Annotated in this window: 11 protein-coding genes; 7 read left to right on the top strand and 4 right to left on the bottom strand. The window is 65.7% G+C overall.

Going from position 1 to position 13,819, the window contains the following annotated elements; translation table 11 throughout:
• Position 1 precedes the first annotated feature (1 nt).
• The gene (gene trmB / locus SNE35_RS16840) at positions 2–694 is read left to right on the top strand and encodes a tRNA (guanosine(46)-N7)-methyltransferase TrmB (protein WP_320424086.1); all 693 of its coding nucleotides are present in this window, start codon (positions 2–4) and stop codon (positions 692–694) included.
• A gap of 45 nt (positions 695–739) precedes the next feature.
• On the opposite strand, the gene SNE35_RS16835 is transcribed toward trmB, so the two are convergent.
• The gene (locus SNE35_RS16835) at positions 740–4,054 is read right to left on the bottom strand and encodes a YCF48-related protein (RefSeq protein ID WP_320424085.1); all 3,315 of its coding nucleotides are present in this window, start codon (positions 4,052–4,054) and stop codon (positions 740–742) included.
• Between the two features lie 249 nt (positions 4,055–4,303).
• Between SNE35_RS16835 and coaBC the strand changes: the two genes are divergently transcribed.
• The 4 genes from coaBC (at position 4,304) to SNE35_RS16815 (ending at position 10,239) form a co-directional block, all read left to right on the top strand.
• Entirely contained in the window at positions 4,304–5,509 is a 1,206-nt protein-coding gene (gene coaBC, locus SNE35_RS16830) for a bifunctional phosphopantothenoylcysteine decarboxylase/phosphopantothenate--cysteine ligase CoaBC (protein ID WP_320424084.1), read from the top strand.
• Positions 5,506–5,961 (top strand): dUTP diphosphatase, encoded by a 456-nt coding sequence (dut, locus tag SNE35_RS16825; RefSeq protein WP_320424083.1) that lies wholly within the window; start codon positions 5,506–5,508, stop codon positions 5,959–5,961. The genes coaBC and dut overlap by 4 nt, the downstream gene beginning before the upstream one ends.
• A gap of 104 nt (positions 5,962–6,065) precedes the next feature.
• Positions 6,066–7,223, top strand: a complete 1,158-nt coding sequence (locus SNE35_RS16820; RefSeq protein ID WP_320424082.1) for a response regulator — start codon at positions 6,066–6,068, stop codon at positions 7,221–7,223.
• A 1-nt stretch (position 7,224) separates the two neighbouring features.
• Positions 7,225–10,239, top strand: coding sequence for a response regulator (locus tag SNE35_RS16815; protein WP_320424081.1), 3,015 nt, complete (start codon positions 7,225–7,227; stop codon positions 10,237–10,239).
• A gap of 6 nt (positions 10,240–10,245) precedes the next feature.
• On the opposite strand, the gene SNE35_RS16810 is transcribed toward SNE35_RS16815, so the two are convergent.
• Positions 10,246–10,761: an FKBP-type peptidyl-prolyl cis-trans isomerase gene (locus tag SNE35_RS16810; RefSeq protein WP_320424080.1), complete on the bottom strand. Its 516-nt coding sequence runs from the start codon at positions 10,759–10,761 to the stop codon at positions 10,246–10,248.
• A gap of 41 nt (positions 10,762–10,802) precedes the next feature.
• On the opposite strand from SNE35_RS16810, the gene SNE35_RS16805 reads away from it, so the two are divergent.
• Both SNE35_RS16805 and SNE35_RS16800 read left to right on the top strand, forming a co-directional pair.
• Complete coding sequence (locus SNE35_RS16805) at positions 10,803–11,939, top strand: cupin domain-containing protein (protein ID WP_320424079.1); 1,137 nt, start codon at positions 10,803–10,805, stop codon at positions 11,937–11,939.
• Positions 11,940–12,455, top strand: a complete 516-nt coding sequence (locus SNE35_RS16800; RefSeq protein ID WP_320424078.1) for a hypothetical protein — start codon at positions 11,940–11,942, stop codon at positions 12,453–12,455.
• Positions 12,456–12,587: 132 nt separating this feature from the next.
• On the opposite strand, the gene SNE35_RS16795 is transcribed toward SNE35_RS16800, so the two are convergent.
• Together SNE35_RS16795 and SNE35_RS16790 are read right to left on the bottom strand one after the other, a co-directional pair.
• A complete protein-coding gene (locus tag SNE35_RS16795; RefSeq protein WP_320424077.1) occupies positions 12,588–12,905 on the bottom strand; it encodes a hypothetical protein in 318 nt (105 codons plus the stop codon).
• Positions 12,906–12,993: 88 nt separating this feature from the next.
• Positions 12,994–13,773 carry an MBL fold metallo-hydrolase gene (locus SNE35_RS16790; RefSeq protein ID WP_320424076.1) on the bottom strand — a complete coding sequence of 260 codons (780 nt, stop codon included), beginning with the start codon at positions 13,771–13,773 and terminating at the stop codon, positions 12,994–12,996.
• Positions 13,774–13,819 lie beyond the last annotated feature (46 nt).

The following is a 13,819-nucleotide window of genomic DNA, read 5'->3' as shown; positions in this document are numbered from 1 at the left end:
CATGAGTGAAAAAGAAGTAGAACCACCGCGCCGCGGCATCAAGAGCTTTGTCGTCCGCGCCGGCCGCATGGGCACGGGCCAGATCCGCGCGCTGGCCGAACTGGGCCCGCGCTTCGTGCTGCCCTTCAAGGCCGGCGAACGGCTCGACCCTGCCGCCGTGTTCGGCCGCGAGGCACCGGTTGTTTTCGAGATCGGTTTCGGCATGGGCGGCGCCACCGCCCAGATCGCCAAGACCCTGTCGAACCACGACTTCATCGGCTGCGAGGTGCACGGCCCCGGCGTCGGCGCGCTCCTGAAGCTGATCGACGAGCAGCAGATCGGCAACATCCGCATCTTCCAGCACGACGCCGTCGAGGTGCTGGAGCAGATGATCGCGCCCGACTCGCTGGCTGGCGTCCACATCTACTTCCCCGATCCCTGGCACAAGAAGAAGCACAACAAGCGCCGGCTGATCCAGCCCGAGTTCGTGGCCAAGCTGGTGAAGCACATCAAGCCCGGCGGCTACCTGCACTGCGCGACCGACTGGGAACCCTACGCCCAGCAGATGCTGGAAGTGCTGAGCGCCGAGCCGCTGCTGGAGAACACCGCCGCGGGTTACGCCGAGAAGCCGGCCTACCGGCCGCTGACCAAGTTCGAGAACCGCGGCATCAAGCTGGGCCACGGGGTCTGGGACTTGGTGTTCAGGAGGAGTTGACTCCGATCCGCAACTGTCCGCAAGGCAGGAGCCATTCTCTCGTGTTCAATAGCCTGTGCCGACCGCAACCAGGCCTCCGTCGCCGACAACGATGGCGCTGGTTGCCGTTATGGGTGTGATGGTTCGAAAATCTCCTCCTCCAAACCAAAGCTCGCTCCAATCGGGCTGCCAGGTCAGACCACCGTCTGATGTTCGATAAATTGTCATCATGGTGGCGATGAATCCAAGCTTGCCGTCGCTCGAGAAGGAGATGCTACTGGGCATAGGAACTCCAAGTTCGAACTCGAACAGCCGAGTCCAGGTCAAGCCGGAATCGTTGCTCCGATAGACCACATTGGAGATAGTTGCCAGGGCGGAATGCGAGTCGATCCAGGCAATGGCCGAGACATAACCCGCTGGCGTACCGGGCACAACAGTCCAGGTCAAACCTCCGTCCGTGCTACGGAGTATGCCCAAGGTACCTGCTACGAGCGCCAGCTTGTCGCGGACGGCAAGGCTGACAAAATAGCCTATCGGGTTGGTCCCGATGACTGGATAGGCCAGGGCTTCTGTCCAAGTAATGCCACCATCATTGCTTCGCCACAAGCATCGCTCGGATAGAACAAAACCTGTATTCGAATCCGCAAATGCGATCGCGGTCGGATCGCTCCAGAGGGGAACGTTGGTAATCGCCGACCAATGCTGGCCACTGTCAGATGACCTTGCTAGCAGGCCGGCTCCCACCACAACGGCCACCTGTCTATCGGCAAATGCAATGCTGCGGAGTTCGGTATTCGGAAGATTCGAGACGTCGACACTCAACCAACTGTTGCCGCCGTCAGTGCTACGTACCATTCGCGACAGGCCATTGCCGCTGTTATATGCGAAGCCGGAGATTAGGCCGATACCATCGGAGGTGAACGCCACACCTTGCCAGTTAGGCTCTCTGAGGACAGGAATGCTGCGGTCCTGTATCGTCCAACTCAACCCCAGATCCGCGCTGCGCGTGATCTCACCGCGCCAACCCACGGCAATGGCGACGCCCGATGGACTCAGTTTTGTGCCATACGCCACGACTGCCGATACATGCTGATCGACCCAACTCTGGCCACCATCCGTGCTTCGGTACCGGCCGTCTTGCGTAATACCATCGCGGCCGTTGACAAGGAAGTGCACCGCGGATCGATTCAGGTCTGAGCTCGCATCAGGCGCGAGGTTGACAGAGAACCAAGTCTGCCCGCCGTCGATGCTGCGTTGTACAAGGGTGGCCGACACCATTACGGTCGAGTCGTCGACAAACGTGACTTGCGCATTTTCTGATCCCAGCGCGTTGGTTCCGGTTGCTGTCCAGGTCGCTCCGCCATCTGTGCTGCGCCACGCACGCTGGTTACTGAGCATCACACCCAATTGGCCGCGCAGGGCAATATCTACCAGGCGCTCTCCATTGGCGAGCGGGAAGTCCACTAGGGTCCAGTTGTCCCCGCCGTCCACGGTCCGGAGTAGTCCGCCGCCGTCTATCACGGCCATGCCGATCGATGCGTTTCGGAAAGAAGCCCTGCCCACAAACGTGCTGCTGGGGTCGCGCATCGGGACGGGCTTGTAGGACCAAGTCAGGCCCGCATCCGTGCTCCGGGATACACCACCGAGACCGGTCCCAATCAAGGTGTGATCGTCAATCGCGACGACGAATGCAGGGCCCGCGGCATAGATCAATGATTGCTTGACAACATTCCACGTCAATCCGGCGTCGGTGCTTCGAATCGCGAGATCGTCGCGTCCCACCGCCACCACCACGTTGTCATCCAGCCATGCAACGTCGGACAATGGCAGGCCCGTGAAGCTAGGAGAGAGAAATTTCCAATTCGCTTTCTTGATGTGGGCAATTTGGCTATAAACGACACCCGCCGCGTTGCTGACACGTACGCGGACCCAGCATTCCTCCTTGGGGTACCAACTCAGTTGCGAGTTTCCTGAGATGAAATCCGAAAAGGTGCTTCCGCCATCGGTACTGACCTGCCAGGTGTACTGAAGGCTGCCACCGCTGGCGCTGATAGCGACTGTCGCTTCGCTACCTAGAGCGAGATTGAACATGCCACCCGTTGCATCAGCGGGTTGGACCAGGATTTGCGGAACAGATTGGACGGAGAGGTGGGCCGCTCTGCTGATCACAGTTCCCAGTTCATTGGACGCGACTAGGCGGAATAGCTTGCCATCGTCGTCAGCAGATGTCGATGCGAGTCGCAATGTTGCCGCTGTCGCGCCGTTGATGTTGGTAAAGCTGGCCCCTTGGTCGGAGCTGACTTGCCATTGATAGTTTGGTGCAGGCGCTCCACTGACGCTCGAGGCGAGCTCGACGGCGTTGGGTAGGATAGAGATGGCGTCAGCCGGCTCCGACCGGAAATAGGGGGCTGCCGGAATCTCGTTTACAACGAGGCGGGCAACGGAGCTGATTGTCGTGCCCTCCGAGTTGCTGGCTACCGCGCGCACGTAGCGTCCGTTGTCGGAAATTCCTACGTTGTTCAGCACCAGAGTAGCGCGAGTTTCTGAAGGAAGGTCGATCCATTGCTGCCCATCGATGCTGGATTGCCATTGCAGATTGGGCAGCGGTTCACCGAAGCAGGTGGCTGTGAAGACCGCAGTCTGTGCCGTGGTCACGGTCTGATCTACCGGACTCGAGGTGAAAGAGGGTGCTTGAAGTGCAGGCAAGACGCTCAACGTCACGCTGCGGCTGATCTGGCTGCCGAGTGCGTTGGAAATTACGACGCGAAAGATCTGGCCGCTGTCTCGCGTTGAGGCCAAGTTGAAGACTAGATTTGCGTCGATCGCGGCGGGCAACTGATTCCACGTCAGCCCGTCGCGACTGACTTGCCAAACGTACGAAAGTGACGTCCCGGTAGCGGTGACCGAAATGCTACCGGACTGTCCTTGGCGGAGCGTCAGGTCTGCAGGTTGTGCTGTGATGCTCGGCGCGACGTCTGTGCTCTTTACTTTCAAGGTCACGATGGAACTTGTCAGGCTGTACGCGCTTGCTCCAGTGGCCCGAATAGTGGCCCTGAACTGACGGCCGTCGTCTGCTGCAGAAGGATTGTTGAGATTCAGTTCGACCCCGTTGGCGCCACCAATGTCGACCCATGTATTGTTCGAGAAGGTCTGCCACTGAATGTTGCCGCTGCCGGTCAGCGCGATGCGAAAAGTAGCAGTGGTGCCTACCGTCACTGACACATCGGCTGGCTGAGAGGCTATCGCCAGACTTGGCTCCGTGGCGCTGCTTCCTCCCCCACCGCCTCCGCAGGCGGAAAGGGCGGCGCAGAGGATGGCCACCATTACAGAACGAGAGGCAATGGCCAGGGCTGCCTGCCATTGCAAGTGCAAGTGCTTCAACGAGACTCCCTTAGCGCCGCAGTACTGACCCCGCGCGCGCTCATCTCGCATCTTGAAGTCTTGCTGCTGGCTGTCTGCTGTGTCGCGCGGATTCTAGGAGGCGGCCTTGCATATCCCATCGGGGCTTCCCCGAGCCAACGTATCGACGGCTGCACAGACGCTAGCGGCCCTTAGGGAGTACCAACAACGAGGCGAGTATGAGTCAGCCTGCGGCGCGTCGGGACGCAGGCCCAGGTACAGTCATGTCCTATGCAACTCCAAGGCAAACACATCCTCCTGGGCCTCTCCGGCGGCATCGCCTGCTACAAGGCCGCGGAGCTGGTGCGGCTGCTGATCAAGGATGGTGCCACGGTGCAGGTGGTGATGAGCGAGGCGGCGACGCAGTTCATCACGCCGGTGACGATGCAGGCGCTGTCGAACCGGCCGGTGCGCACGAGCCAGTGGGATGCGGCCGAGTTCAACAACATGGCTCACATCAACATGAGCCGCGAGGCCGATGCGATGCTGATCGCGCCGGCCAGCGCCGACCTGATCGCCAAGCTGGCGCAGGGGCGCACCGACGACCTGCTGAGCCTCACCGCGCTGGCGCGGCCGATGGAGCGCTGCCCGCTGCTGGTGGCGCCAGCGATGAACCGCGAGATGTGGGCGCACCCCGCGACGCAGCGCAACCTGCGCCAGATCGCGGCCGACGGCGCGCATGTGCTGGCGGTCGGCAACGGCGACCAGGCCTGCGGCGAGACCGGCGACGGCCGCATGCTCGAGGCCGCCGAGATCCGCGACGAGCTGATCGCCTTCTTCCAGCCCAAGCGCCTGGCCGGCAAAAAGCTCCTGATCACCGCCGGCCCGACCTTCGAGCCGATCGACCCGGTGCGCGGCCTGACCAATCTGTCCAGCGGCAAGATGGGCTTCGCGCTCGCGCGTGCGGCGGCCGAGGCGGGCGCCGAGGTGACCTTGGTGGCCGGCCCGGTGCACCTGCCGACGCCGCGCGGCGTGCGCCGCATCGACGTGCAGACCGCGCAGCAGATGTTCGACGCGGTGCTGCCGCGCGCGGCGCAGCAGGACGTGTTCGTCGCCACTGCCGCGGTGGCCGACTGGCGGCCGGCGACCTTGGCCGAGCACAAGATCAAGAAGCAGCCGGGTGACGCTGGCCCGCCGAGCTTCGCGCTGACTGAGAACCCGGACATCCTGGCCGGCGTCGCGAAGCTGGGCTCGCGGCCCTTCTGCGTCGGCTTCGCGGCCGAGAGCCAGGATCTCGCCCGGCACGCCCGCCAGAAGCTGGAACGCAAGAAGGTGGACCTGATCGTCGGCAATATCGGCGCAGCCACCTTCGGCCGCGATGACAACGCGCTGCTGCTGGTGGATGCCGCCGGCGAGCGTGAACTTCCCCGCAACGACAAACTGACCTTGGCGCGCGAGCTGATCGCGGAGATCGCCACGCGCCTCGCTACCCCATGACGACCACGACCGTTGACCTCAAAGTGCTCGATGCCCGCATGGCCGAGCAACTCCCCGCCTACGCCACCCCGGGCAGCGCCGGCCTGGACCTGCGCGCCTGCCTGGACGAAGCCATCGTGCTGGAGCCCGGCCAGACCACGCTGATCCCGACGGGCCTGGCGATCCACATCGCCGACCCGGGCCTGGCCGCGATCATCCTTCCGCGCTCGGGCCTCGGCCACAAGCACGGCATCGTGCTGGGCAACCTGGTCGGCTTGATCGACAGCGACTACCAGGGCCAACTGATGGTGAGCTGCTGGAATCGCGGCCAGACGGCCTTCACGATCCAGCCGATGGAGCGCATCGCGCAACTGGTGCTGGTGCCGGTGGTGCAGGCAGCGTTCCGGCGCGTCGAGGAGTTCGACGCCTCGGCACGCGGTGCCGGCGGCTTCGGCTCGACAGGCAAGCACTGACCCCCGTCGATCTCTAGTTTGCCATCGGGGCTTGTGGTCAAGCCCCAAGTTTGTTGCTGCCATCCCGCCATTGGGTTACGCTGGACGAACGGGGGAGCTGCGGCATGACTGAGGACCTGGAGACCAGGCGTCGGCAGACAGTGCTGGTTGTCGACGACACGCCGGACAATCTTGCGCTGGTGGCGGGCCTGCTGAAGGACCACTACCGCGTGCGGATCGCCAACGGCGGCGAGAAGGCCTTGCGCCTGGCCAGCGACCCCGGGAACCGCCCCGACCTGATCCTCCTCGACATCATGATGCCCGGCATGGCCGGCACCGAGGTCTGCGCACGGCTCAAGGCCGACCCGCTGACGCGCGACATTCCGGTGATCTTCCTGACCGCGATGAGCGCCACCGAGGACGAGAAGGCCGGCCTGGAACTGGGCGCGGTGGACTTCATCACCAAGCCGGTCAATCCACCGATCGTGCTGGCGCGCGTGGCGACGCACCTGAAGCTCAAGGAAGCGGCTGACTTCCTGCGCGACCAGAACGCCTTCCTGGAGGCCGAGGTGGCGCGCCGCACGCGCGAGCTGGCGGCGATCCAGGACGTGACGATCCTCGCGATGGCGTCGCTGGCCGAGACGCGAGACAACGAGACCGGCAACCACATTCGCCGCACCCAGCACTACGTGAAGGTGCTGGCCGAGCAGCTGAAGACCCATCCGCGCTTTGTCGACGTGCTGACCGAGCGCTTCATCGCCACCTTGTTCAAATCGGCGCCGCTGCACGACATCGGCAAGGTCGGCATCCCGGACGGCATCCTGCTGAAGCCGGGCCGCTTCGAGCCGCACGAGTTCGAGATCATGAAGACGCACTGCCGGCTCGGGCGCGACGCCGTCCAGCAGGCCGAGGACCGGCTGGGGCTGGAGGTCGAATTCCTGACGGTGGCCAAGGAGATCGCCTACAGCCACCAGGAGAAGTGGGACGGCAGCGGCTACCCGGAGGGCCTGGTCGGCGATGCGATCCCGGTGTCGGCGCGGCTGATGGCCGTGGCCGACGTCTACGACGCGCTGATCAGCCGCCGCGTCTACAAGGCGGGCATGACGCACGCCCAGGCGGCCCAGGTCATCGACGAGGGGCGGGGCGAGCATTTCGACCCGGACGTCGTCGATGCCTTCCTGGCGGTGGCCGAGCAATTCCGCGCCATCTCGCTGCGCTACGCGGATGACCATGAGGAAGTGGTGTCGACGCTGGCCGTCGTCGCGCCTGTAGGGGGGCGCTGAGGTGCCCGCCAGCTACAGCGCCTGGCTGGTCCTCTTGTCGGTCGCGATGGCCGTGGTGGCGGCGTACGCCACCTTGGGGCTGGCCGGCCGGCTGACCTATAGCGAGGGCAAGGCCTGGAAGGCCTGGCTGGCCGGCGGTGCGCTGGCCATGGGCTTCGGCATCTGGGCGATGCACTTCGTCGGCATGCTGGCCCTGCACCTGCCGATCGAGCTGAGCTACAACGCGCCGTGGACGGCGCTGTCCATGCTTCCGGCCACCGCGGCTTCGGCGCTGCTGCTGCTGATGCTGCGGCGCATCCCGCGCCCGAATGCCGGCCACGTGCTGCTGGGCTCGCTGGTGCTGGGCAGCGGCATCGGTGGCATGCACTACAGCGGCATGCTGGCGATCGAGGTGGCGCCGGCTATCAGCTTCGACTGGCGCATCGTGCTGGTCTCGGTGGGCGTGGCCGTGAGTCTGTCGGTGCCGGGCGTGTGGCTGGCCTTCCGCCATGCGCACAACATCGGCTCGGGGCTGACGCGTGCCGGCGGCGCGCTGGTCATGGGCTGCGCCGTGGCCGCCATGCACTACACCGGCATGGCCGCGGCGGAGTTCGCGCCCAACTGCGTCACCGAGGCCAGCCGCTGGGGTGTGCCGGCACCGGGCCTGGCGGTCGCGGTCAGCGCCCTGGCTTTCGTGGTGCTGGGCTTCACCATCCTGCTGACGGTGATGGACGCACGCATGAGCGAGCGCAACTCGCAGTTGATGCGCGACCTGCGGGCGGCCAAGGAGGAGGCGGAGCAGGCGGCGCGCGCCAAGAGTTCCTTCCTGGCCAATATGAGCCACGAGATCCGCACGCCGATGAACGCGATCATCGGCATGTCCTACCTGGCGCTGCAGACCTCACTGGACAAGAAACAGCGCAACTACATCGAGAAGGTGCATCGCTCGGGCGAGAGCCTGCTGGGCATCATCAACGACATCCTCGACTTCTCGAAGATCGAGGCCGGCAAGCTGGCGATGGAAACGGTGGACTTCCGTCTCGAGGACGTGATGGACAACCTCGCCAACCTGATCGGCATGAAGGCGGACGACAAGGGCATCGAGCTGCTGTTCGACATGGCGCCGGACGTGCCGACCGCCTTGCGCGGCGATCCGTTGCGGATCGGCCAGGTGCTGATCAACCTGAGCAACAACGCCGTCAAGTTCACCGAGGCCGGCGAGGTGGTGGTGGGCGTGGAACTGGTGGCCGAGCAGCCGCAGGGCGTGGAACTGCACTTCTGGGTCCGCGACACCGGCATCGGCATGACGCCGGAGCAGAGCGGCCGGATGTTCCAGACCTTCAGCCAGGCCGATGCGTCGACGACGCGCCGCTACGGCGGCACGGGCCTGGGCCTCGCCATCTCGAAGAACCTGGTCGAGCTGATGGACGGGCGCATCTGGGTGGAGAGCGAGGCGGGCCGGGGCTCGACCTTCCATTTCCACGTCCGCGTGGGTGTGCAGAGCGAGCCGCGGCAGCGGCGCATGTTCCGCGCGGAGGAACTGCAGGGCACGACGGTGCTCGTCGTTGACGACAACGCGGTCGCGCGCGAGATCCTCGCCACGATGGCTCGCAGCGTGGGCTTCGGGGCGGAGACCGCGCGCAACGGTGCACAGGCGCTGCAACTGCTGGCCGAGGCGGATCGCCGCGCGGCGGCTTTCGATGCGGTCCTGCTGGACTGGAAGATGCCGGAGATGGATGGCGTGCAGACCTTGCGCAGGCTGCGCGACCAGCAGATGGTGCATCAGCCCCGCGTCGTCATGGTCACCGCCTATGGCCGCGAAGATGCCGTCCATGCCGCGCGCCTGGGCGGCATGGGGCATCTGCGCGTGCTGACGAAACCCGTGACGCCGTCGACCCTGCTGGAGGCCCTGGCCGAGGTGCTGGGTCGGATGCTGCCGGTGGCACCGCGGGCGGCTGAGGTGGCCGATGCCCACGACCAGGCGCGCGCGCAATTGGCCGGAGCCCGGCTGCTGCTGGTCGAGGACAACGACCTGAACATGGAGCTGGCGGTCAACCTCCTGAGCGACGCGGGCATCGAGGTCGTCTGCGCGGTGAACGGCCAGGAGGCGCTGGACGTGCTGGCCCGCGACGATCGCTTCGACGGCGTGCTGATGGACTGCCAGATGCCGGTGATGGACGGCTACACGGCCACCGAGGCGATCCGCCGCAATCCGGCCTGGAGCACGCTGCCGGTGATCGCGATGACGGCGAACGCGATGGCCGGCCACCGCGAGCAGGCGCTGGCCGCCGGCATGGTCGACCACGTGGCCAAGCCGCTGAACGTCGGCCAGATGTTCATGACGATCGCCCGCTGGGTTCGGCCAGCCGTAGTCACCGCGGCGCCGCAGGAGGCGCCACCATCACCGTTGCCACCGCTGCCGCGACCCTTGCCGCCGCTGCTGCCCGGCATCAGCGTGGCCCGCGGACTGGCGATCACCAACAACAACGAGGCGCTGTACCGCCGTTTGCTGACCCGATTCCGCGACGGGATGGTCGGCTTTGCCGAGCAGTTCGCAGCGGCGCAGCAGGACGCCGACCCGACGGCGGCGCAGCGCCTGGCCCACACCTTGAAGGGCTCGGCCGGCAACGTCGGCGCCATCGCCGTCGAAGGCGCGGCGGGAGACCTCGAAATGGCCTGCCAGGCCGGCCGGAGTCCGACCGAACTGCAGATCATGCTGACCGCGGTGATGAACGCGCTGGATCCGGTGCTGGAGGGCCTGGCCCTTCTCGAAGGGGCCGCGCCGCCCGGGCCGCCGCCCAGCGCCGAGGTGCCGGACGAAGCCGGACGCGAACGCATGCAGCAATCGCTCGGCCGCCTGGCCGAACTGCTGGGGCAGGGCGATGCGGATGCCCTGGACCTGGCCGACGAACTGCTCGAAGCCGCCACCGAACCGGCGCTCAAGGCAGCGCTGCGGCGCGTCGTCGAGGCGCTGGGTGATTTCGACTTCGACGCGGCGCTGCTGGCGCTGCAGCCGGAAACGGAGCGCTCGCCTTAGCTTGCCTTAGTGCAGCGTCTCGCCGTCCGGCGCGCCGCCGATGCGGAACACGGCCTCGCCGAGGCTGCCGGCCTCGGTCTCTTCCGCCGTGGCCTCGCGCACGTCCAGTACCTTCAGGTGCATGCGCAGTCCCACGCCGGCCAGCGGGTGGTTGCCGTCCAGCACGACGTGCTCCGGGTAGACCTCGGTGACGGTGTAGACGGCCATCGGCATGTCTTCGGTGGCCGCGCCTTCGGGCAGGCCTTCGAACTGCATGCCGGGCTCGACGCCGTCCGGGAACAGCGTCTTCGATTCGAAGCAGACGAGGTTCGAGTCGTACTCGCCGAACGCATGCTCGGGCTCCAGCGCCACGCTGGTCTCGAAACCGGCCTCCTGGCCGGCGAGTGCCTCCTCGACCTTGGCGAACAGATCGTCGCCGCCGTAGAAGAACTCGAGCGGCTCGGCCAGTTCGTCGATCAGCTGGCCTTGGGCGTCTTCCAGTCTCCAGCTCAGGGAGACGACGCAGGGGGAGGAAATTTGCATCGCTCGATTGTTTCATACGGACCCGTACGGACAATAGCCCCATGCAGATCGATGAACCTCTTGCCCTGCTCGGCGGCCTGACAGCCGAGCAATTCATGCGCCGCCATTGGCAGAAGAAGCCGCTGGTCGTGCGCCAGGCGCTGCCTGGCCTGGTGCCGCCCGCCACGCGCGCCGAGCTGGCGCGGCTGGCCGCCAGCGAGGACGTGGAATCGCGCCTCGTGTCCTCCTTCGACGGCCGCTGGGCGATGAGGCGCGGGCCGCTGGCCAAGCTGCCGCCGTTCTCCAAGCCCGGCTGGACCTTGCTGGTGCAGGGGCTGGATCTGCACCTGCCGGCCGCGCACGAACTGCTGGCGCGCTTTCGCTTCGTGCCGGAGGCGCGGCTGGACGACCTGATGGTTTCCTACGCCAGCGATGGCGGCGGCGTTGGCCCGCACTTCGATTCCTACGACGTGTTCCTGATCCAGGCCCAGGGCCGGCGCCGCTGGCGCATCGGGGCGCAGAAGGACGCCGTGATGCGCGAGGACACGCCGCTGAAGATCATTGCCAACTTCGAGCCGACGGAGGAGTTCGTGCTGGAGGCGGGCGACATGCTCTACCTGCCGCCCGGCTGGGCGCATGACGGCATGGCCGTCGGCGGCGATTGCGTGACCTGCTCGGTGGGCTTCCGCGCGCCCTGGCGGGCCGAGCTGGCGCGCGAACTGCTGCAGCGCCTGATGGACGACGAGGATCGCCCCTACGCCAATCGGGTGTATTCCGATCCGAAGCAGCCCGCGACGGCCCATCCGGGGCAAATTCCCAACGGTTTACAAATTTTTGCAGCCGATGCGGTGGCGCGCGCGCTGAAGGAACCGATGGCATTGGAGCGGGCCCTGGGCGAGGCGCTGACGGACCCGAAACCGCAGGTCTGGTTCGAACCCGGCGAGCCGCTGCCGGACGGGGTGGACGTGATCCTCGATCGCCGCAGCCGCCTGATGTACGACGACGCCCATGTGTTCATCAACGGCGAATCGTTCCGCGCGGCCGGGCGCGATGCACGCCTGATGCATGTGCTGGCTGACGAGCGTGCGCTGAGCGCGAAGCAGGTCGCGCAGCTGTCCGATGGCGCGCGCGAAGTGCTGGACCAGTGGGCGGAAGACGGCTGGATCCGGCCGGCCTGGCCCGACGCAAAGGAGGCCTGAATGGCACTGACCCTGGGCGTGTTCGAAGGGCGTACCGCATTCGTCGACGCCCTGAGGGAAACCCTGCTGCAGGCCTGTGCGATCGACGGCAGCGGCGCTCGCGAGCTGTTCTGCCTGGACGCCAGCTTCGAGGCTTGGCCGCTGTCCGAGCCGGCTGTGCTGGATGCCCTGAGCGCCTGGGCGCGGCAGCCTGGCCGGCGGCTGCATCTGCTGGCGTTGCAGTACGAGGACTTGCGCCGCGCGCAGCCACGCTTCGTGCGTTGGCGGACGACCTTCGACCATTGCGTCGAGGCTCGAAGTTACGAACCCGAGGCGATGGTCGGCCGCAGCCAGCTCGCGGCCTTCCTGGTTGCTGCCGGCGGCGCGCAGCAGCGTTCGGTGCGTCTGCTGGATGCGCAGACCTGGCGCGGGGTGGCATCGGAATTGCCCGTCGATGCGCTCAGATCCCGGGAAATTTTTGATGCCGTGACGCAACGATCGACCTTGTCGTTCCCATCCACGACGTTCGGACTATGAGTGCATTCAAAAGCTCTGGCTATAATGAGCGGCTAGGCGAGGGAAACGCTCGAGGTTTTCGTCGTCTTGTCTTGCGAAGCTGACGAGTATTCGTGTGGCTTCAAAAATTACCGGTAATTTCGCGTTCATCGTTTAACGATCTTTGAGGACAAGTATGAAAAAGTCGATCCTGTTGGCTTCCCTGGTTGCTGCTGTTGCCCTGGCCGCTTGCGGCAAGAAGGAAGAAGCCGCTCCTGCTCCGGCTCCGGTCGCCGCTCCGGCCCCGGCCGCTTCGGAAGCCGCTTCGGCTCCGGCCATGGACGCTTCGGCTCCGGCCGCCGCTGACGCTTCGGCCAGCGCTGCCAGCAACTGATCGTTGAGCGCGCCGAGCCGCAAGGCTCGTGTGTGCCGCGAAACGAAAAAGCCGTTCGGCGTCATGCCGGGCGGCTTTTCGTTTTTCTGATGTGCCAATCTGGCACGAATTGAAGAAGTTCCCTCGGGAATCTCGAGTTTCTGACGGGTTACTGACCGAGTTTGATTGGGTATCGCTGAATCACGATCAATTCAGTACCAGCCAATCAAAACCCAGGGCCTGATCGGCCACGGGTATTTCGCGCGCGCTGCAGCCGAGTATTGCGGCAAGCGCTGCGGCAGCCAGAGCCGGCGTGTTGTTCTGTGCGCTCAGGTGGGCGGCGACGACGTGCCGCAGTCGCTCGTGGCGGCACTGCGCCAGCAACTCGGCCGCGCTGGCGTTGGACAGGTGGCCATGGCTGCCCAGGATGCGGCGCTTCAGGCTCGCCGGGTAGCTCGAAGCCTGCAATAGCGCCTCATCGTGGTTGCATTCCAGCAGCAGCGCGTCGCAGCCCTGCAGGGCCGCGGTGACGAAGGGTGTCAGGGAGCCGATGTCGGTGATCAGTCCCAGTCGGCGCCAGCCGTCGGTGGCGCGGAGCTGCAAAGGCTCCTGCGCGTCGTGCGGCACTGCGAACGGTTGCAACTCGAGGTCGCCCAGCGCGATGCATTCATCGCTGCGCACGAAGTGCACCGGCGCGGCGTCGAAGTCCGCTTGACCGATCGCGCGCCAGGTGCCGCGGCTGGTGTAGATCGGCACGCGGTGCTTCGCCGCCAAGGTCAGCACGCAGCCGGCGTGGTCGCCGTGCTCATGCGTGATGAACACCGCGTCGAGTTCGGCCGGGGAGGTGCCGGCGCGCTCAAGTCGCCGCGTCAGCTCGCGCAGGCTGAAGCCGCAGTCGACCAGCACGCGCGTGCGCGTGATGCCCTGGCTGGCTTCGATCAGCGTGCCGTTGCCGCCGCTGCCGCTGCCGAGACTGCAGAAACGCATGGAAGAAGGGATACCGCCTGGTTCATGAAAAACGCCGCCGGCCCTT

The organism is Roseateles agri (assembly GCF_034043675.1).
Taxonomy (GTDB): domain Bacteria; phylum Pseudomonadota; class Gammaproteobacteria; order Burkholderiales; family Burkholderiaceae_C; genus KK5.
This window is presented reverse-complemented; position numbering and strand designations above follow the sequence as displayed.